This window comes from Phenylobacterium sp. LjRoot219 (genome assembly GCF_964252995.1).
GTDB lineage: Bacteria > Pseudomonadota > Alphaproteobacteria > Caulobacterales > Caulobacteraceae > Phenylobacterium.
The window spans coordinates 1,740,999-1,759,392 of record NZ_CAXUQI020000001.1; the positions used below are offsets into that span (position 1 = coordinate 1,740,999).

Consider the following 18,394-nt stretch of genomic DNA (forward strand, 5'->3'; position numbering starts at 1 on the left):
CGGGCCCCCGCATGCAGATCCGCAGCGATGATCTTTCCAGCGAAGCGACCCGGGCTCTGCTGCGCCTGCACCTCAGCGGCATGCACGAGAGCTCGCCGCCCGGCCATGTGTTCGCGCTCGACCTGACTGGCCTGCAGGCGCCTGGGGTGACGGTCTGGAGCGCCTGGCTCGGCGACGAGGTCTGCGGCGTCGGGGCGCTGAAGCAGCTCGACCCGAGGCAAGGCGAGGTGAAGTCGATGCGCACCCACCCCGACTTCCTGCGGCGCGGCGTCGGCGCGGCCTTGCTCGAGCGGATCATCGACGAGGCCCGCGCCCTGGGCCTGCGCATGCTGAGCCTCGAAACCGGAAGCGGTCCGGCGTTTGAGCCGGCGCTGGCGCTCTACCGCCAGCGCGGCTTCGTCAGCGGAGGAGCGTTCGGCGACTACGAGGCGAGCGCGTTCAACCAGTTCATGCATCTGGAGCTGAACGCGGGGCTCAACGCTTCGGCGTGATCCGCAGGATCGAGCCGCCGTCGACGGCGACGTAGAGGGCGCCGTCTGGGCCCTGGTTCACGTCGCGAATGCGCTGCCCCTGATCGCGCAGCAGCCATTCCTCGCCGACCACCCGGTCGCCTTCCAGGACCAGCCGCACCAGCTTCTCGCTCTCCAGACCGCCGACGAAGATGTTGTTGCGCCACGCGGGGAAGAGGTCGCCGGTGTAGAAGATCATGCCCGAAGGGGCGATCACCGGGTCCCAGTAGTAGGCCGGCTGCTCCATCCCCTCGCGGGCGGTCGCGCCGCCCGGCATCTTCCGGCCGCTGTATTCGAGCCCGTAGCTGATCACCGGCCAGCCGTAGTTCTTGCCCGCCTGGGCCAGGTTCAATTCGTCCCCGCCGCGCGGACCGTGCTCGATCACCCACAGTTGCCGCGTTGTCGGGTTCAGCGCCGCGGACTGGATGTTGCGGTGGCCGTAGGACCAGATCTCCGGCTGGACGCCCGCGCGGCCGACGAACGGGTTGTCGGCGGGGACCGTGCCGTCCTTGTTGATCCTGACCACCTTGCCGAAATGCGCGCCGAGGTCCTGGGCCCGCACACGGGAGGCGGGCTGGGAGCGTTCGCCCAGCCCCAGGAACAGCGTCCCGTCGGGGGCGAAGACGATCCGCGAGCCGAAGTGCTGAGCCGAATCGAAGGTCGGCATCTGGCGGAAGATGACCTTCAACTCCTCGAGCCGCGGCTGCGGGCCGTCGACCAGCCGGGCGCGGGCCAGCGCGGTCCCGTTGCCGCCCTCGCGCGGCTCGGCGTAGCTGAAGAAGATCGTCTGGTTGCGGGCGAAATCGGGGTCCACGGCGACGTCGAGCAGGCCGCCCTGGGCGCGGGCGTCGACCCTCGGCAGGCCGGCCACCGGCGCCGACAAGCGGCCGTCGCGACCGGCGATCCGCATCCGGCCCTCGATCTCGGTGATGATCATCCGGCCGTCGGGCAGGAACTCGAGCGCCCAAGGGCGCTCCAGGCCGGTCACCACCGGCGTGACGTCGAGCGCGATTTCGCTGCGCGCGGCGGGGGCGCGGGTCTGGCCGGCGAAGGCGGGCTTGTAGTCGCTGTTGGGGGGGCGGGTCTCGAGCGGCGCGCCGGCCTGGCCTGCGGAGGAATCCGCCTTCGCGCACCCTGCGCCGAGGCTGGCGAAGGCGAGGGCCAAGGCGAGGGACAGGGCAGGGTGGCGCATGTTCGTCCTTCCAGAGCGGGGCCAGAGCGCGGCCCGGTGTGAACGGATCGAGCCGCGATCAGCTCCGTACGAGCTGCGCCGTGATCGGCGCGAGGATCGGCAGCACCTGCATCCGGTTGAGGTGGAAGCGCAGCAGGGTCTCCGGGTGGAACACGCAGCCGTTGCCGCAGTGCTCGGGGATGTAGTCGATGACCAGCGAGTAGACGTCCATCTTCTCGGAGGAGCCGAAGGCGAACTGGTCGTTCAGCCCGCCGCGCCAGTGACCGTTCTCCGGGAAGACGATGAACTCGCGGGTCAGCGGCATGAACTTGCCGAGGTCGAGCGGGCTGGCCAGCTGCACGTCGGCGCGGGTGCGGATGACGTGGTCGTAGCGGAAGCCCCCGGTCAGCTCACGGCGCAGCTTCATGTCGTTGCAGCGCCGGATCCCGCGGTACATCCGGACGACGTTCTCGACGTTGGTCTCCGGGTACTTCTGGATCTGGATGTTCAGATCCATGGTGAAGTTGCGCCCGACCTGCACCTCGACAGAGCGGAAGCGGCCCTCGGTCTTCTGGGCGATCAGTTGCTCCAGCGCCGCCTCGTCGCTCAGCGGACCGCCCTCCCAAAAGAAGGCGTAGCAGTCGATCTCGGCGTCCGCTGGCAGGTTGCGCGCCAGATGAGTGATGGCCGGGCTCTCCAGCCGCTCCGCGCCGGAAAGGCACACCGCAATCCGCATCCTGATCCATCCCCCCGCTGACAGGCCGGGATTTTTGCTCGATTCGGCGCGGCTGTAGGACGCCGCTCCTAGTGGGTGACGGTGGACGGGGGCGGGGCGGCCGGCGGTAGCGCATCTGCCGGCCGGTCGAGGCGCAACGCGTCGGTGAAGGCGCGGACGGCCTGCTCCAGCGCCAGCGCGGCCGCGGCGCGGCCGTCGGCGGCCTTGGGCGTCTTCGCCGCGCCGAGCTTGCGGGGCGTCGGGCCTGGCTGCGCCTGGGCCGCGGCGAGCGCCGCGCCGGCCGCAGCGAGCGCCTCGACCAGCACTAGGCGCCCAGACCCGCTGGCCGCCAGGTCGCGCAAACCCCGCCGCAGCGGCTTGGGCAGCTTCACGCCGGCGATCTTCTTGGGAACCTTGGTCTTCCTGGCCATCCTGAGCCTCGCCGTACGCCTGATGCAGCAACACCGATCTGCGTCTGCGGTTTCATGGCGGGCGTTTGCGCCGCTGCGACCGCGTGCTTAGATTTCCACTCGCTGCGGCGGGCTACGACGGCCTACTGGCGCGCCGATCCCGGCCCCATTTCGGACGGTGGGTCAAAGCGTTATCGCAAGAGCGCTTTCCCGCCGCAGCGGCCTCTCGCCGACCCTCGCCGCCCGGGTGACCAGAGCCAATGATCGCGCGGCCATTCCCAAGCGTTCCGCTCAACGGAAGCTAGGCCGCAGCCGTCGACACGTCCCCGCTGCGCGGCTACACCAAAGCGGGGCCGTATTGGGAAACTGTAGCTTGGGTCGACTGGTCCTGGCCGTCGCCGCCTCAGCGGCCATCATCGCCCCGACCGTGGCGTTCGCCGACCAGCCGCGCGCGGTGGTCGAAGGCGAGATGGACCATGCGCTGCGCGCTCTGCTGGTCTCCGAGATCGGCCAGTCGGAGAGGCCGGTCGACAACCGCTTCGAGGCCCGCCGCCGGGCGCGCGACGCCGCCGAGACTTCGGTCTCGGTGCTGCGCTCCGAAGGCTATTACGAATACGACGTCCGGCCCGAAGTGGGCGAAGGCGACGCGCCGACGCCGCGGGTGGTGATCACCCCGGGGCCGCAGTTCACGCTGGCGGCGCCGAAAATCGACTGGAGCGGGAAACCGCCGGCGGCGGGCGTCGAGGCCGCGGCGGCGAAGGCGATGCGGCTGCAGGTCGGGCGTCCTGGCCGCGCGGCGGACGTGGTCAGCGCCGAGGGGCGCATCGTCTCGGCGCTGGACCAAGCGGGTTACGCCGACGCCAAGGCCGAGCCGCGGCGGGTGATCGTCGATCACGCCACGCGAACGGTGCAGCCCACCTTCCATATCGCCGCCGGCGGCCAGGTGCGGCTCGACGGCCTGCAGGTCAGCGGCGACGGACGCACCAATCCGCGCTGGGTCGAGAAGCTCGCGCCCTGGCGATCGGGGCAGACCTACAGTCCCGAACTGGTCGCCGAACTTGAGCGGCGGCTGCTCGATCCGGGCGTCTTCGATTCCGTGACGGTCTCGCTTGCGCCGCCGGCGAAGGCCACGCCCGACGGCCTGCGGCCGGTCATGGTCAGCCTGGCGGAACGCAAGCCACGGACGATCGAAGCCGGCGCCAGCTACGCCAGCGAGGAAGGCTTCGGCCTCGACCTGCGCTGGACGCGCTACAACAGCCTGCGGCGCGCTGACACCCTGACGCTATATGGCCGCCTCTCAGGCATCGACAGCCGGGCGGGCGGCAGTCTGGCCTTGCCGCACTGGCGCAGGCCGGCCCAGACCCTGACGCTCGGCGCCGAGGCCTACAACGAGAACACCAAGGCCTACGATCAGACCGGCGTCGGCGCGCGGGCCGACATCCAGCGGCGCTACGGCAGGACGTCCTATGTCTCGCTCGGGGTCTCAGCCGACTACAGCCAGACCGACGAGGTGACCGTCCGCACGCTCACTCCGCTCGGGCGCAACATCGGCACCTTCGCGCTGCATGGGAGCTTCTACCTCGACCGCTCCGACGACGCGCTCGACCCGAAGCGCGGTTGGCGCCTCAGCGGCACCGGCGACCCGACCTTCCTCACCGGAGACGGCACCATGCCGTACCTTCGGCTGCAGACCCAGGTCTCCGCCTACCTGCCGCTCGACCGCAGCGCGCGCACCGTGCTCGCCGGGCGCGCGCGGGTCGGCACCATCCTGCACGATGGCACGGTCGACGACATTCCCGCGCCGCAGCGGTTCTACGCCGGCGGCGGCGGCTCGGTGCGCGGCTTCGCCTATCAGGCCGTCGGGCCCCGGCTGGAGGACGGCACGCCGGAAGGCGGGATTTCGCTGTTCGAGGGCTCGATCGAGGTCCGTCACCGCGTGAGGGGCCCCTGGGGCGTCGTCGCCTTTGTCGACGCCGGCGACGTCGGTCTGGAGCGCTATCCGGAATTCAAGAACCTCAGCGTCGGGGCAGGGCTGGGCGTTCGCTACAACCTGCCGTTCGGCCCGATCCGGTTCGACATCGCCACGCCCGTCGCCAAGCGGCGGGGCGGCTCGCCGATCCAGGTCTACGTCAGCATCGGACAAAGCTTTTGAGCGAGGGGCCAGACACCGCCCCGCCGCCTGAGGCGGTCCGACGGGCCTCGCGCCTGCCCAAGGTGATCCTCGCCGTCAGCCTCGGGTTGATCCTGCTGTTCGGCGCCCTGATCCTCGGAACCCGCTACGGCGTGCTGTTGCCGCAGGCGCGGCTGCTGATCGAGGCGCGGACCGACGGACTGAAGGTCGGCCGGTTCGGCCAACTGCGCGTCGAGGGCCTGAGCGGCGACGTCTGGCGCGACTTCCGTATCCGCCGCCTCACCATCCGCGACGAGAAAGGCGTCTGGCTCGAGGCCGAGAACCTGCACATGCGCTGGCGCTACGCCCAGCTGCTGCTCCGCCGGTTCCAGGCCGACCAGATCGAGGTCGAGACCCTGCGCCTGATCCGCCGCCCGACGCTGTCGCCGAAGGGCGAAGCGGGCGGCATGCCGGTCTCGTTCTTCATCGACCAGGCCAAGGCGCGCATCGAGTTCCTGCCCGAGTTCAGCGCGCGGCGCGGCGTCTATGACGTCAGCCTCTACCTGGCGGTGCCCCGGCGTGGCGGGGTGCGCGGCGCGGTGCAGGCGAAGAGCCTGCTCACGCCCGGCGACCGGCTGAACGTCCAGTTCGACATCGACAAGAAGCGGCCGCTGGTGGTGCTGGCTGACGCCGCCGAGGCCAACGGCGGCGCGCTTGCCGGCGCCCTGGGGCTCCCGGCCGACCAGCCGTTCCTGCTGCGGGTCGAGGCCGGCGGACAGATCTCGGCGGGCCGGTTCAATGCGTTGTTGCTCTCCGGCGCGACCCGGCCGCTGGAGGCCTCCGGGGCCTGGACGCCGCAGGGCGGGCAGGCCAGGGGGCGTGTCGCGTTGACCGCCTCCAGCCTGACCGCCCCCTGGGCCGGACGGCTGGGGCCGGAAGTCAGGTTCGACCTGAGCGGCACGAAAAGCGGCGCCGACTTCCACGCGCTGACGCTCAAGGCCGCTGCGGAGAACCTGACGATTCAGGCCCAGGGCCTGGCCAACCTCGGCGAGCGGCGGCTGGGCCCGCAGGGGATCAGTCTGACCGCGACCACCCCGGCGCTCTCGCGGATCACCGGCGGGCCGCAGATGGGCCCGGCGCAGATCCGCGGCGTGCTGACCGCCAAGGGCAAGCGGCAGAGCTTCGCCGGGACCGCCACCGCCAGCGGCCTGGAGTTCGCTGGCTATCGGCTGCAGCAGGTGTCCGGCCCGCTGGAGCTGACTCGCGACCCGAGCGGCGTCGGCGTCAAGGCGCAGCTGGCCGCCCGGGGCGGCGTCGGATCCGGCCTGGTCGCCGCCCTGCTGGGGGCCGCGCCGCGTGCCTCGCTCGACGCCGCCAGGCTGGCCGATGGACGACTGTCGTTGCGCCAGCTGGACGTCTCCGGCGCCGGATTGAGGGCGCAGGCGAGCGGCGGGCGCAGCCTGCTGGGCGGCCTCTCGCTCAAGGGCGACGCGCAGCTCTCGAACCTGGCCGCGGCGCGAGCCGGGGCCAGCGGCGCGGCGCGGCTCGAGTGGTCGGCGGCGCAAAGCCGCGCGGGCCAGCCCTGGAACCTGAAGCTCGACGCCGCAGGCGAGAAATTCGCCACCGGCTTCGCCGAGCTCGACCGATTGCTCGGCGCCCGCCCAAGGCTCGCCGTACAGGGCGCGCTGCAGGGCCGGCGGCTGTCGATCGCCCGGGCCAGCCTGGACGGGACGGCGATGAACGCCGCCGGCGCCGGCGTGATGGGCCAGGACGGCAAGCTCAGCTTCAAGCTCGACTGGAATGCGCAGGGACCGTTCCGCGCCGGACCGGTGGAGGTGACCGGCAAGGCCAAGGGCGCCGGCGCGCTGACCGGCACGCTCAGCGCGCCGCGTGTCGACCTGCTGGCGGACATCGCCGCCGTCGACCTGCCGCGGCTGCCGCTGCAGAACGCCCATCTCACCTTGAGCTTCCTGCGCCGGCCGAATGGCGCGAGCGGGATGATCGCGGTTGTCGCTGACAGCGAGTACGGCAAGGCGAAGGCCCGCGCCGATTTCGCCTTCCCGCGGGGCGGGGTGGATCTGTCGGACCTGGCGATCGACGCCGCCGGCGTGAAGGCGGCCGGTTCGGCGTCGCTGCGCCGGAGCACGCCGTCGGCCGCCGACCTGACCCTCGCCGTCGGGCGCGGGGCCTTCCTGGAGACCGGCAAGGTCGCCGGCACGGTTCGGATCGTCGACGCCGTGGGCGGCCCGCGGGCGCAGCTGAAGCTGACGGCGGAAGCCGCGCGGATGCCGGGCTCGACCTTCACGATCGCGGTCGCCCAGCTCAGCGCGGACGGGCCGCTGGCGCGGCTGCCGTATGCGTTGAACGCGACCGGCGCGACGGGCGTGAACGCCAACAAGTTCGCGCTCGCCGGCGACGGCGTGCTCACCCAGCTGCAACCGGGCTATGCGGTCAGCTTCGAGGGCGCCGGCCGGCTGGGCGAGCGGGAGGCGCGTACGGTCGAGGCGGCGACGTTCCGCTTCGTCGGATCGGAGCGCAGCGCGCATGTGCGCCTCGCCACCGGCGAGGGCGGCCGCATCAACCTGGACGGACGGCTGTCGAAGGACGACGCCGAGGTGAAGGCGCAGCTGGCCGGGGTCAGCCTGAGCATGCTCGACGAAGATCTCACCGGCGAGGTCAACGCGACCGTCAGCCTCCAGGGCCGCGGCGATCAGCTGGAGGGCGTGCTCGACGCCAAGCTCGCCGGCGCGCGCGGGCGCGGCGCGCCGGCCGCCAGCGGCCTCGACAGCGTGATCCGCGGACGGCTGACGGATTCCGCCCTGACCCTCGATGCGACGGCGAACGACGGGATGGGGCTGAAGGCCAACGCCAATCTGGTGCTGCCGACCGAAGCCTCGGCCGCGCCGTTCCGGCTGGCGATCGCCCGTCAGCAGCCGATGAGCGGCAAGTTCTTCGCCAGCGGCGAGATCCGTCCGCTGTGGGACCTGCTGGTCGGCGGCGAGCGGAGCCTGTCCGGCGTGGTGCAGACCCAGGGGACCATCGGCGGCACGCTCGCCGATCCGCAGGCGCTCGGCGCCCTGACGGTGACCGGCGGGCGGTTCGACGACGGCTCCACCGGCCTGTCGCTGCGCGACCTTGCGGTCGAGGCCAAGTTCAACCACGACGCGGTCGACGTCACCCAGGCGCGCGGCGTCGACGGCCACGGCGGCACGGTCGCAGGCGCCGGGCGCATCAGCCTGGAGCGTCAGGGCGTCTCCACCTTCCGGCTCGATCTGCGACGCTTCCGGCTGATCGACAACGAGCTGGCGACCGCCTCGGCGAGCGGGCAGGCGACCATCAACCGCGCGGCCGACGGCAAGGTGAAGCTGGCCGGCGCGCTGACCATCGACCGGGCCGACGTCGCGCCGCAGCTGCCGACCGGCACCACCGTGGTCAACATGGAGGTGATTGAGAAGAACCGGCCGCCGTCGATGATCGCGTCCGAACCGGTCGCACGGCGGCCCGCCAGCGGCGGGTGGGCGCTGGATGTTCGGCTGCGGGCCCCGGACCAGATCTTCATTCGCGGGCGTGGCCTGAACGTCGAGCTGTCGCTGGACGCCCATGTCGGCGGCACGACGGCGAGCCCGACCTTGAGCGGGGTCGCGCAGGTAGTGCGCGGCGACTACGACTTCGCCGGCAAGCGCTTCGAGTTCGACAACACCAGCGTCGTGCACCTGTCGACGCGGCCGCGCGACATCCGCCTGGACCTCAGCGCCACGCGCGAGGACCCGACACTGACCGCCATCGTGCGGATCCGCGGCACCGCGGCCAAGCCGGAGATAACCTTCAGCTCGGTGCCCAGCCTGCCGAGCGACGAGGTGCTGTCGCAGGTGCTGTTCGGAGCCTCGGCCTCGCAGCTGTCGCCGCTGGAAGCCGCTCAGCTGGCCGCGGCGCTGTCCTCGATGGCGAGCGGCGGCGGCATGGACATCATCGGCAACCTGCGCGCCTTCGCCGGCCTCGACCGGCTGGCGGTGGGCGGCGGCGACGAGGCCGCCGGCGGGGTCACCGTCTCCGGCGGCAAGTACATCACCGACAACGTCTATCTGGAGATCACCGGCGGCGGCCGCGAAGGCCCGACAGCGCAGGTGGAGTGGCGGGTGCGGCGGCAGCTGTCGATCGTCTCGCTGGTCGGCGGCACTGCGGGCGCCAAGATGTCGGTGCGCTGGCGGCGCGACTACTGAGCTGCGTCGCGGCGCGCGGCTTCGGCAGCGTAGGCCTGGGAGCCGCGGGTGAGCACGCGGTCGCTCTCGACGATCGCGGTGATCGGGATGTCCGGCGCGTCGGCCAACCGGGCGTAGAGGGGGCCGAAATCCTGCAGGCTCGCCGCCAGCAGCGCCTCCAGCGACGGGATCACGAAATAGACCTGCTGGAAGTCGTCGATGCGGTAGGGCGTGCGCATCACCCGCTCCAGGTCGAAGGCGATGCGGTTGGGCGAGGGATCGTCCAGCGCGAACCGGCTCTCGGCGTGGCTGGAGACGATGCCCGCGCCGTAGATCCTTAGGCCCTCGGCGGTCTGCAGCAGGCCGAACTCCACCGTGTACCAGTAGAGCCGGGCGAGGTTGGTCAGCCGACCGAGCCCCTGGGCGCGTCGCCCGCCTTCGCCATAGGCCTGCATGTAGTCGGCGAACACCGGGTCGGTCAGCATCGGCACGTGGCCGAAGACGTCGTGGAAGACGTCCGGCTCCTGCAGGTAGTCGAGTTGCTCCGGCTTGCGGATGAAACGCCCGGCCGGGAAGCGGCGGTTGGCCAGGTGGTCGAAGAACACCTCGTCCGGCACCAGTCCGGGCACCGCCACCACGCTCCAGCCGGTGAGTCGTCGAAGCTCTTCGTTGATCCGCGCGAATTCGGGGATGCCGGCGCGGTGCAGGTCCAGCGCCTCCAGCCCCTTGAGGAACGGCGCGCAGGCCCGCCCGGGCAGTTGCTCGACCTGCCGCTGATAGAGGGTGAGCCAGACCTCATGCTCGGCCTGGGTGTAGCCACGCCAGTCCTGGTCGATGGTCCAATCGGGCCGCGCGCCGGGCGGCGGCCCGCCGGCAAAGCCATCTGCGCTCATGGCTGAAGAATGGCCCCGTTGGCCGGCAAGTTCCGTTCGGATTTTGCCGGCTTTGGCGACGCTTAGGGCGGTTTGTTGCGCAAGCGAGCGCTACGCTCGACTTTAATTCTCCGTCGGGCGCGCCCGCCTCAGTGGCTGATGCGCGGCTTCAGCTTGTACTGGCCTTCGCGGAACGATTCGAAGATCACCGCCGCCTGCGGGTGGCCCACCGGTTCCCCCGACTCGTCCAGCGTCAGGTTCTGCTCGGACACATAGGCGACGTAGGCGCTGTCCTCGTTCTCGGCGAGCAGGTGGTAGTAGGGCTGGTCCTTGGGCGGCCGGACCCCTTCCGGAATCGAGAGCCAGTATTCCTCGGTGTTGGAAAAGGTCGGGTCGACGTCGAAGATCACGCCGCGGAAGGAATAGACGCGGTGACGAACGACCTGGCCGATCGCGTACTTGGCGATTCGCGTGTTCATGTGCCTCAGACTACCCCCTCGCTGCTGACCGGGAGGTGAACACGAAGGCGATCGCTCGGTGAACCGAGCCTGCGCCTTCCGCCCTGCGGGGGCGCTTGCTACACTGTCTCTCGAAATCAGGCGCGCCTCGTTTAGCGCGGCCTGCGTAGGACGAAAAGGCGGTCCATGACTGAGGCGCCGAGCGCGCCCGGCGCCGTATTGCGCAGCCGGGTCAGGCCAGTGCGCGAGCCCCCGTGCTACGCGGCGCTCGATCTGGGGACGAACAATTGCCGGCTGCTGATCGCCACGCCGCAGGGCGGCGGCTTCCGCGTAGTCGAGGCCTACTCCCGGATCGTGCGGCTCGGCGAAGGCTTGAGCCTGACCGGCCGGCTGGCCGAACCGGCGATGGAGCGGGCGCTCGCCGCGCTCAAGGTCAGCGCCGAGAAGGTCCGCCGACGCAAGGTGACGCGGGTGCGGGCGATCGCCACCCAGGCCTGCCGCATCGCCGAGAACGGCCCGGACTTCATCGAGCGGGTGTACCGCGAGACCGGCCTTGGGCTGCAGATCATCACGCCCCAGGAAGAAGCCAAGCTGTCGGTCGCCGGCTGCCTGACCCTGCTCGACCGCAGCCACGACGCGGCGCTGGTGGTCGACGTCGGCGGCGGCTCGACGGAGATGTCCTGGCTGGACCTGAAGGCCGCGCGCGGGGGCGAGCCGCCGCCGATGCGGGCCTGGCTGTCGATCCCGATCGGCGTCGTCACCCTGGCCGAGCGCTTCCCCGAGGGCGAGGCGGCGACCGAGGGCTGGTACCGGGCGATGGTCGACACGGTGAAGGCTGAGATCGACGCCTTCCGCCGGGCCGATCCGCTGAAGCCGGTGTTCGCCGCCGATCGCGCGCATCTGGTCGGCACCTCCGGCGCGATCACCAGCCTGGCCGGCATGCATCTGGACCTGCCGCGCTATGACCGCAGCCGGGTCGACGGCATCTGGATGAGCCGCGCGGAATGCGACCAGGCCGCTGCGCGCCTGCTGGCGCTGAACCCGAGCGAACGTGCCGCCCAGCCCTGCATTGGTCCGGATCGCGCCGACCTGGTGCTGGCCGGGGCCGCGATTCTTCAGGCGGTGCAGGAGGCGTGGCCGTGTACACGGGTGCGGGTCGCCGATCGCGGTCTGCGCGAGGGCATCCTGATCTCGCTGATGAATCAACGCAGCGGCAAGCGTCGGCGCCGGCGCGGCCGCTCCCCACAAAAGATGACTGCTTCCGCTGCATGACCGAACCCCCCCGTAAACGCATGGTCAAACCGCCTACCGGCGGCACCGACGAAGGCCGTCCGAAGCCCGCGCGGCTGAAGACCGCCAAGATGCGGACGCCGTCCCAGCAGGCTTGGCTGGAGCGGCAGATCAACGACCCGTTCGCCGCCAAGGCGCGGGCGCATGGCTATCGCAGCCGTGCGGCTTTCAAGCTGACCGAGATCGACGACAAGCTGCGGGTGCTGAAGCCCGGCGCGCGGGTCATCGACCTGGGCCTCGCCCCCGGCGGCTGGACCCAGGTGGCGCTGGAGCGCGGCGTGCGCGACATCGTCGGCGTCGACCTCCTGCCGGTCGATCCGCTGCCGCCCGCCCACATCCTGCAGATGGACTTCACCGACCCGGCCTGCGGGCCGCAGCTGATCGAGCTGCTGGGCGGCCCGCCGGACGTGGTGCTCTCGGACATGGCCCCCAACACCGTCGGCCATCGCCAGACCGACCACCTGCGGATCGTCGGCCTGATCGAGACGGCCGCCGCGTTCGCCATCGAGGTTCTGAAGCCGGGCGGCGTGTTCATCGCCAAGGCCTTCCAAGGCGGCGAGACCGCAGAGCTGATCGCCGATCTCAAGCGCCACTTCGTCGAGGTGCGGAACCTCAAGCCCAAGGCCAGCCGGGCGGATTCCTCGGAGGTCTACATCGTGGCGACCGGGTTCAAGGGCCGCGGCTAGCGCGACCTCCCAGCCAGCCAGCCAGCCAGCCAAGCGGTGGAGCATCTTGGCGCTCAGATCCTCCACCGCGCAGCGGGGGAGGTGGATCCCCGCAGGCGGGAGACGGAGGGGGCGTTGGGGCCGCGCCGGCTAGCGCGTCAGGCAGTCCCGACCGTTGCGTTTCAGCGTCGCGCAGAACTCCGACGCCTGGTCGCTGGAGGCGAAACCGGCGACCACGCCGCGATAGACCGTGCGCCCGCGCACCTGGGCGGGCTCGACGCGGGTCTCCAGCGCCTGCAGGGCGTCGGCGTAGCGGCTGCGCAGGCCGGCCAGCGCCTGGCGGGTGTCCGCCGCGTCTGGCGAGCTGACCACCTGGACGACCCAGCGTCCCGGCTTCGCCTGGGTTTCCGTTGCGGACGCCTTGGCCGCCGCGTTGTGCGCGAAGGCGGCGGCGGGGCGTGACGTGGAAGCCCGGGAGGGCGAGGGCAGGCTCGCGAGCTGCGCGCGGGGCGGCCCGAGCGGCGGCTGGAACCCGGGTTCGCAAACCGACTGCCAGGCGCTCTCCAGCGGAGTCCCGGCGCGCGGCCTTCGCCACGCCGCCTCGCCGGGCGCCAGTTCGATCGCCTCGCCGGCGCCGGTGCGCGCGCCATAGCCGGTGGTCGCCCCGGCCCAGACCTCGCCGCTGCGGCAATCGACTTCCAGGCTGACCTGCCAGGCGAGCACGCCGCTGCGGGCGGTGGCCTCCTGACTGAGCGAGACGGCGCGCAGCAGCAGCTTGGTGCGGCCGTTCGGCTGCGGCGTGCGCGTGACGACCGCGGCGGCGGCCGAGGCTGTCACCGCGACCACCTGCTCGGGCGCAAGGTCGGTGGCCTGCCGCAGCCAGGCGCTGAGCGAATCGCGGTCGAGGTCAGGCGGGTAGCTGGGGGCGGCGCTCGCCGGTCCTGCCAGCAGGACGAGCGCGGCGAGGCCGGCGCTGACCGCGGGACTTCTGACGGACTTCGGCTTCATCGCCGGTCCCAAACCTCAAGCGCTGCTGTCGGACACCGCCAGCATGGGAGCGCGTTGCGTACCTTGCGGCGTCAAATGATTTGGCCCGGGGCCTTGCCGCACTAGGCCCGCACCGCTTATACGAGCGCCGCAAAACGGAGTGTCTCGATGGAGATTCGCGAAGGGCTCACCTTCGACGATGTTTTGCTAGAACCGGGGGCGTCCGACGTGATGCCCACCCAGGTGGATGTGTCCACCCGGTTCACGCGAGAGATCAAACTGAACATCCCGCTCGTGTCCGCCGCCATGGACACGGTCACCGAAAGCCGGCTGGCCATCGCCATGGCCCAGCACGGCGGCGTCGGCATCCTGCACCGCAACCTGACCATCGAGGAGCAGGCTGACCAGGTGCGCGAGGTGAAGCGCTACGAAAGCGGGATGGTCATCAATCCGCTGACCATTCACCCCGACACGCCGCTCAGCGATGTCCGGCAGCTCAAGGCGCGCAAGAAGATCTCCGGCTTCCCGGTGGTCGACGAGAGCGGCAAGCTCTGCGGCATCCTGACCAACCGCGACATGCGCTTCGAGACCCGCGACGACGTCCCGGCCAAGGCGCTGATGACCAAGGACAACCTGGTCACCGTGCGCGAGGGCGTCAGCCAGGCCGAAGCGCGCGACCTGCTGCGGCGGTACAAGATCGAGCGGCTGATCGTCGTCGACGACGACAACCACGCCGTCGGCCTAATCACCGTCAAGGACATGGAGAAGGCGCAACTCCACCCGAGCGCGGCCAAGGATGGCCAGGGCCGCCTGCTGGTCGGCGCGGCCTCGACGGTCGGCGACGCGGGCTACGAGCGGTCGATGGCGCTGGTCGAGGCCGGCGTCGACGTGGTGGTGATCGACACCGCTCATGGCCACAACGCCGACGTCGTCAAGGCCGTCGAACGGATCAAGCGCGAGACCAACCGCGTGCAGATCGTCGCCGGCAACGTCGCCACCTACGACGGCGCCCGGGCGCTGATCGACGCCGGCGCCGACGGCGTGAAGGTCGGCATCGGCCCGGGCTCGATCTGCACCACGCGGATCGTCGCCGGCGTGGGCGTGCCGCAGCTGACCGCCATCGCCGACGCGGTGCGCGCCGCGGCCGACGCCGACGTGCCGATCATCGCTGACGGCGGGATCAAGTACTCCGGCGATCTGGCCAAGGCGCTCGCCATGGGGGCTTCGGTCGCCATGATGGGTTCGGTCTTCGCCGGCGTCGACGAGGGGCCGGGCGAGGTGTTCCTCTACCAGGGCCGGTCCTACAAGTCGTACCGCGGCATGGGCTCGCTGGGCGCCATGGGCCAGGGTTCGGCGGACCGCTACTTCCAGAAGGACGTGAGCGCGCTGAAGCTGGTGCCGGAAGGGATCGAAGGCCAGGTGCCCTACAAGGGCCCGATCGCGCCGATCCTGCACCAGATGGTCGGCGGCCTGCGGGCGGCCATGGGCTACGTCGGCGGGGCCAACCTAACCGAGTTCCGCCAGCGGGCGCGGTTCATCCGCATCACCGGCGCGGGCCTGCGCGAGAGCCATGTCCACGACGTGATGATCACCCGCGAGGCCCCGAACTATCCGAGCCCGGTCTGAGGTGAGGCGGGGCGCGGCCGAGACGAGGGCAGGGGCATGAACGGCGCGGTTCCGGCGGAGTTGAAGCTCCTGGGGATCGCGGTGGTCATCGGCCTCGTGCAACTCCTCTGGGCCACGGCCGTCGCCCGGCGCGACCAGGACCCAAAGTGGGTCCTGGGGGCGCAGGACGACAAGAAGCCGCTCGGCGTCCAGGCCGCGCGCCTGGACCGCGCCTTCCGCAACTTCATGGAGACCTTCCCGCTGTTCGCGACGGCGGTGATCGTCGCCGACCTGATGGGGAAGTTCGGCGCCCTGACCCTCTGGGGTTCCGGCCTCTATGTCGCGGCGCGCGCCCTCTACGCGCCGCTCTACGCCTCTGGCGTGCCGGTGGCGCGCACTCTCGTCTGGCTGATCGGCAGCATTGGCTTGCTGCTAGTCGTCGTGGCCCTTTTCAGGTGAGTAACGGCTTTGCGTGACGGCGGACGCCTCTCGGCAGCCATCCAGGTCCTTTCGGACATCGACGCCAACCACCGACCGGTGCGGCTGGCGCTGAAGGCCTGGGGCGACAGCTCGCGCTACGCCGGAGCGAAGGACCGCGCTTGGGTCTCCGGGCTGGCGCTGGACGTGCTGCGCCGCCGCCGCTCGCTGGGCTGGCGGATGGGCGAGGACACCCCGCGCGCCGCCGCGATCGGCGCACTCGGGCTGCTGTGGGGCTGGCCGCTGGAGCGCATCGCCGAGGCGGCCGCCGACGAGCCGCACGGCCCCGGGCCGCTGACCGACGCCGAGCGTTCGGCGCTCGCCGCGCCGCGCGACCTCGCCGAGGCGCCGGCCGCCGTGCGCGGCGACTATCCCGATTGGCTGGACGCTTCGCTGGCGCGGGTCTTCGGCGACGACCGCGCGGAGGAGTTGGCGGCCTTGGCCGAACGCGCGCCGGTCGACCTGCGGGTCAACAGCCTGAAGACCGATCCGGAGCGTGCGCTGAAGGTCCTGGCGGTGCTGAACGCCGAGCCGGCGGGCGTGCTGGCGACGGCGCTGCGCATCGCCGCGCCCGACCCGACGACCCGCAGTGGCGCGGTGGAGGCGATCCCGCAGTTCTCCAAGGGCTGGTTCGAGGTCCAGGACCTTGGCTCGCAGATCGCCGCGGCCTGCGCCGGCCAGGTGAAGGGCAAGCAGGTGCTCGACCTCTGCGCCGGCGGCGGCGGCAAGACGCTCGCCCTGGCTGCCGCGATGGGCAACACCGGCCAGGTCTACGCCTACGACAGCGACGCCCGGCGGCTGACCGACACGGTGCGGCGCGGCGATCGGGCCGGCGTGCGCAACCTGCAGGTCCGTTCGCCGATCCAGCCGGAGCCGCTCAAGGGCCTGGAGGGCAAGATGGACCTGGTGTTCGTCGACGCGCCCTGCTCGGGCGCCGGCTCCTGGCGGCGTCACCCCGACACCAAATGGCGGCTGACGCCGGAGACGCTGCAGCGGCGCCTCGCCGATCAGGACGCGGTGCTCGACCTGGGCGCGACCTTCGTCAAGCCGGGCGGCCGGATAGTCTACGTCACCTGCTCGATCCTGCCCGAGGAGGACGAGGACCGCGTCGCCGGCTTCCTCGAACGCAGCCCCCAGTTTACGCCGAAGCCTGCGACCGACCATCCCGAGCTTCAGGACCGCCTGACCGCCGACGGTTACCTGCGGCTGACCCCCAGGACCACCCATACAGACGGGTTTTTCGTGGCCGTGCTGGAGCGCCGCGATGACCGCCAGCCGAAATCCAGCTAACGGAGCGCCATGACCCAGATCGCAGAACCCGGCCACGAACACGTCCTGATCGTCGACTTCGGCAGCCAGGTCACCCAGCTCATCGCCCGACGCGTCCGCGAGAGCGGCGTCTATTGCGAGATCCACCCCTTCGACAAGGTCGAAGCGGTGCTGGACAGCTTCAAGCCGCGGGCGATCATCCTGTCGGGCGGTCCGGCCAGCGTGCACGAGGCCGAGAGCCCGTCCGCGCCGAAGAAGATCTTCGAAATGGGCGTGCCGGTGCTGGGCATCTGCTACGGCGAGCAGACCATGTGCGCCGAACTCGGCGGGGTGGTCGAGCCGGGCACGACCCGCGAGTTCGGCCGCGCCGAGATCGAGATCGTCCGCGAGAGCCCCTTGCTCGAAGGGCTGGGCGGCGCCGGCCACACCGAAACCGTCTGGATGAGCCACGGCGACAAGGTCGCCGCCCTGCCGCCCGGCTTCGAGACCATCGCCGTCTCGGAAGGCTCGCCCTATGCGGTGATCGCCGACGAGGGCCGCCGGTTCTACGGCATCCAGTTCCACCCGGAGGTGGCGCACACCCCGCGTGGCGCGCTGATCCTGCGCAACTTCACCCACCGCATCGCCGGCTGCCACGGCGACTGGACCATGGCCTCCTTCCGCCAGGAAGAGGTCGCCCGCATCCGCGCCCAGGTGGGCGAGGGCAAGGTGATCTGCGGCCTGTCCGGCGGGGTGGATTCCTCGGTCGCGGCGGTGCTGATCCACGAGGCCATCGGCGACCAGCTGACCTGCGTCTTCGTCGACACCGGCCTGCTGCGCCACAACGAGGCCGAACAGGTCGTCACCCTGTTCCGCGATCACTACAACATTCCGCTCGTGCACGTTGATGCGTCAGAGGAATTCCTCGGCGCGCTGAAGGGCGTTTCCGACCCGGAGACCAAGCGCAAGACGATCGGCCGGCTGTTCGTCGAGATCTTCGACCGCGAGGCCGCGAAGATCGACGGCGCCGACTTCCTGGCCCAGGGCACGCTCTATCCGGACGTGATCGAAAGCGTTTCGGCCCGCGGCGGCCCCTCGGCGGTGATCAAGAGCCACCACAACGTCGGCGGCCTGCCGGACTACATGAAGCTGAAGCTGGTCGAGCCGCTGCGCGAGCTGTTCAAAGACGAGGTCCGCGCGCTCGGCGTCGAGCTCGGCTTGGCCCCGGCCTTCGTCGGCCGCCATCCGTTTCCGGGCCCGGGCCTGGCCATCCGCATCCCCGGCGAAGTCTCGCCGGAGCGGGTCGCCGTGCTGCAGAAGGCGGACGCCATCTACCTCGACGAGATCCGCAAGGCGGGCCTTTACGACGCGATCTGGCAGGCCTTCGCCGTGCTGCTGCCGGTGCGCACCGTCGGCGTCATGGGCGACGCGCGGACCTACGACGAGGTCTGCGCGCTGCGCGCCGTCACCTCCACCGACGGCATGACCGCCGACTTCTTCGAGTTCCCCTGGGAGGTGCTGGGCCGCGCGGCGACCCGCATCATCAACGAGGTGAAGGGCATCAACCGCGTCGTCTACGACGTGACCTCGAAGCCGCCCGGCACCATCGAGTGGGAATAGGTCGCGGCCTGTAAAATCAGCGTCTTGCGCGGCCCCGTTGACGTTGTCGACGGGGCCG

General features: G+C 71.1%; 15 protein-coding genes. 9 read left to right on the forward strand and 6 right to left on the reverse strand.

Annotated features, from left to right (window positions below):
* Positions 1–11: 11 nt before the first annotated feature.
* Complete coding sequence (locus tag ACSQ14_RS08620; RefSeq protein WP_436011686.1) at positions 12–491, forward strand: GNAT family N-acetyltransferase; 480 nt, start codon at positions 12–14, stop codon at positions 489–491.
* On the opposite strand, the gene ACSQ14_RS08625 is transcribed toward ACSQ14_RS08620, so the two are convergent.
* The 3 genes from ACSQ14_RS08625 to ACSQ14_RS08635 all read right to left on the reverse strand — a co-directional run bounded on the left by ACSQ14_RS08625 (position 475) and on the right by ACSQ14_RS08635 (position 2,826).
* Positions 475–1,701 carry a PQQ-dependent sugar dehydrogenase gene (locus ACSQ14_RS08625; protein WP_436011688.1) on the reverse strand — a complete coding sequence of 409 codons (1,227 nt, stop codon included), beginning with the start codon at positions 1,699–1,701 and terminating at the stop codon, positions 475–477. The two genes, ACSQ14_RS08620 and ACSQ14_RS08625, sit on opposite strands and share 17 nt — an antisense overlap.
* Before the next feature lie 58 nt (positions 1,702–1,759).
* On the reverse strand, positions 1,760–2,416 hold the full coding sequence (locus ACSQ14_RS08630; RefSeq protein WP_436011690.1) for a DUF7796 domain-containing protein: 657 nt from the start codon (positions 2,414–2,416) through the stop codon (positions 1,760–1,762).
* Between the two features lie 68 nt (positions 2,417–2,484).
* The gene (locus tag ACSQ14_RS08635) at positions 2,485–2,826 is read right to left on the reverse strand and encodes a hypothetical protein (RefSeq protein ID WP_436011692.1); all 342 of its coding nucleotides are present in this window, start codon (positions 2,824–2,826) and stop codon (positions 2,485–2,487) included.
* A gap of 352 nt (positions 2,827–3,178) precedes the next feature.
* On the opposite strand from ACSQ14_RS08635, the gene ACSQ14_RS08640 reads away from it, so the two are divergent.
* A complete protein-coding gene (locus ACSQ14_RS08640; protein WP_436011694.1) occupies positions 3,179–4,957 on the forward strand; it encodes an autotransporter assembly complex protein TamA in 1,779 nt (592 codons plus the stop codon).
* Positions 4,954–9,135: a translocation/assembly module TamB domain-containing protein gene (locus tag ACSQ14_RS08645; protein WP_436011696.1), complete on the forward strand. Its 4,182-nt coding sequence runs from the start codon at positions 4,954–4,956 to the stop codon at positions 9,133–9,135. The genes ACSQ14_RS08640 and ACSQ14_RS08645 overlap by 4 nt, the downstream gene beginning before the upstream one ends.
* On the opposite strand, the gene phhA is transcribed toward ACSQ14_RS08645, so the two are convergent.
* Positions 9,129–10,007, reverse strand: coding sequence for a phenylalanine 4-monooxygenase (gene phhA / locus ACSQ14_RS08650; RefSeq protein WP_436011698.1), 879 nt, complete (start codon positions 10,005–10,007; stop codon positions 9,129–9,131). The genes ACSQ14_RS08645 and phhA overlap by 7 nt on opposite strands.
* Positions 10,008–10,135: 128 nt before the next feature.
* On the reverse strand, positions 10,136–10,465 hold the full coding sequence (gene hspQ / locus ACSQ14_RS08655; RefSeq protein ID WP_436011700.1) for a heat shock protein HspQ: 330 nt from the start codon (positions 10,463–10,465) through the stop codon (positions 10,136–10,138).
* Positions 10,466–10,630: 165 nt separating this feature from the next.
* On the opposite strand from hspQ, the gene ACSQ14_RS08660 reads away from it, so the two are divergent.
* Positions 10,631–11,716, forward strand: coding sequence for a Ppx/GppA phosphatase family protein (locus tag ACSQ14_RS08660; RefSeq protein ID WP_436011702.1), 1,086 nt, complete (start codon positions 10,631–10,633; stop codon positions 11,714–11,716).
* Between the two features lie 20 nt (positions 11,717–11,736).
* Positions 11,737–12,420: an RlmE family RNA methyltransferase gene (locus tag ACSQ14_RS08665; protein ID WP_436011704.1), complete on the forward strand. Its 684-nt coding sequence runs from the start codon at positions 11,737–11,739 to the stop codon at positions 12,418–12,420.
* A gap of 129 nt (positions 12,421–12,549) precedes the next feature.
* Here ACSQ14_RS08665 and ACSQ14_RS08670 read toward each other — a convergent pair whose 3' ends face one another.
* Positions 12,550–13,407 (reverse strand): SPOR domain-containing protein, encoded by an 858-nt coding sequence (locus tag ACSQ14_RS08670; protein ID WP_436011706.1) that lies wholly within the window; start codon positions 13,405–13,407, stop codon positions 12,550–12,552.
* Positions 13,408–13,554: 147 nt separating this feature from the next.
* Between ACSQ14_RS08670 and guaB the strand changes: the two genes are divergently transcribed.
* Genes guaB through guaA form a run of 4 tightly spaced genes read left to right on the forward strand, consistent with a single transcriptional unit; the run spans position 13,555 to position 18,336 of the window.
* Complete coding sequence (guaB, locus tag ACSQ14_RS08675; RefSeq protein WP_436011708.1) at positions 13,555–15,012, forward strand: IMP dehydrogenase; 1,458 nt, start codon at positions 13,555–13,557, stop codon at positions 15,010–15,012.
* A gap of 36 nt (positions 15,013–15,048) precedes the next feature.
* Positions 15,049–15,450: an MAPEG family protein gene (locus ACSQ14_RS08680; protein ID WP_436011710.1), complete on the forward strand. Its 402-nt coding sequence runs from the start codon at positions 15,049–15,051 to the stop codon at positions 15,448–15,450.
* 9 nt (positions 15,451–15,459) lie between these two features.
* The gene (locus tag ACSQ14_RS08685; protein WP_436011712.1) at positions 15,460–16,758 is read left to right on the forward strand and encodes an RsmB/NOP family class I SAM-dependent RNA methyltransferase; all 1,299 of its coding nucleotides are present in this window, start codon (positions 15,460–15,462) and stop codon (positions 16,756–16,758) included.
* A 9-nt stretch (positions 16,759–16,767) separates the two neighbouring features.
* Entirely contained in the window at positions 16,768–18,336 is a 1,569-nt protein-coding gene (gene guaA / locus ACSQ14_RS08690; RefSeq protein WP_436011714.1) for a glutamine-hydrolyzing GMP synthase, read from the forward strand.
* Positions 18,337–18,394 lie beyond the last annotated feature (58 nt).

What these genes read in the sequence shown, in the direction of transcription:
- hspQ (WP_436011700.1), bottom strand. Translation starts at nt 10,465, where the DNA reads ATGAACACGCGAATCGCCAAGTACGCGATCGGCCAGGTCGTTCGTCAC.
- ACSQ14_RS08665 (WP_436011704.1), top strand. Translation starts at nt 11,737, where the DNA reads ATGGTCAAACCGCCTACCGGCGGCACCGACGAAGGCCGTCCGAAGCCC.
- ACSQ14_RS08680 (WP_436011710.1), top strand. Translation starts at nt 15,049, where the DNA reads ATGAACGGCGCGGTTCCGGCGGAGTTGAAGCTCCTGGGGATCGCGGTG.
- ACSQ14_RS08670 (WP_436011706.1), bottom strand. Translation starts at nt 13,407, where the DNA reads ATGAAGCCGAAGTCCGTCAGAAGTCCCGCGGTCAGCGCCGGCCTCGCC.
- ACSQ14_RS08625 (WP_436011688.1), bottom strand. Translation starts at nt 1,701, where the DNA reads ATGCGCCACCCTGCCCTGTCCCTCGCCTTGGCCCTCGCCTTCGCCAGC.
- ACSQ14_RS08630 (WP_436011690.1), bottom strand. Translation starts at nt 2,416, where the DNA reads ATGCGGATTGCGGTGTGCCTTTCCGGCGCGGAGCGGCTGGAGAGCCCG.
- phhA (WP_436011698.1), bottom strand. Translation starts at nt 10,007, where the DNA reads ATGAGCGCAGATGGCTTTGCCGGCGGGCCGCCGCCCGGCGCGCGGCCC.
- ACSQ14_RS08635 (WP_436011692.1), bottom strand. Translation starts at nt 2,826, where the DNA reads ATGGCCAGGAAGACCAAGGTTCCCAAGAAGATCGCCGGCGTGAAGCTG.
- ACSQ14_RS08660 (WP_436011702.1), top strand. Translation starts at nt 10,631, where the DNA reads ATGACTGAGGCGCCGAGCGCGCCCGGCGCCGTATTGCGCAGCCGGGTC.
- guaB (WP_436011708.1), top strand. Translation starts at nt 13,555, where the DNA reads ATGGAGATTCGCGAAGGGCTCACCTTCGACGATGTTTTGCTAGAACCG.
- guaA (WP_436011714.1), top strand. Translation starts at nt 16,768, where the DNA reads ATGACCCAGATCGCAGAACCCGGCCACGAACACGTCCTGATCGTCGAC.
- ACSQ14_RS08620 (WP_436011686.1), top strand. Translation starts at nt 12, where the DNA reads ATGCAGATCCGCAGCGATGATCTTTCCAGCGAAGCGACCCGGGCTCTG.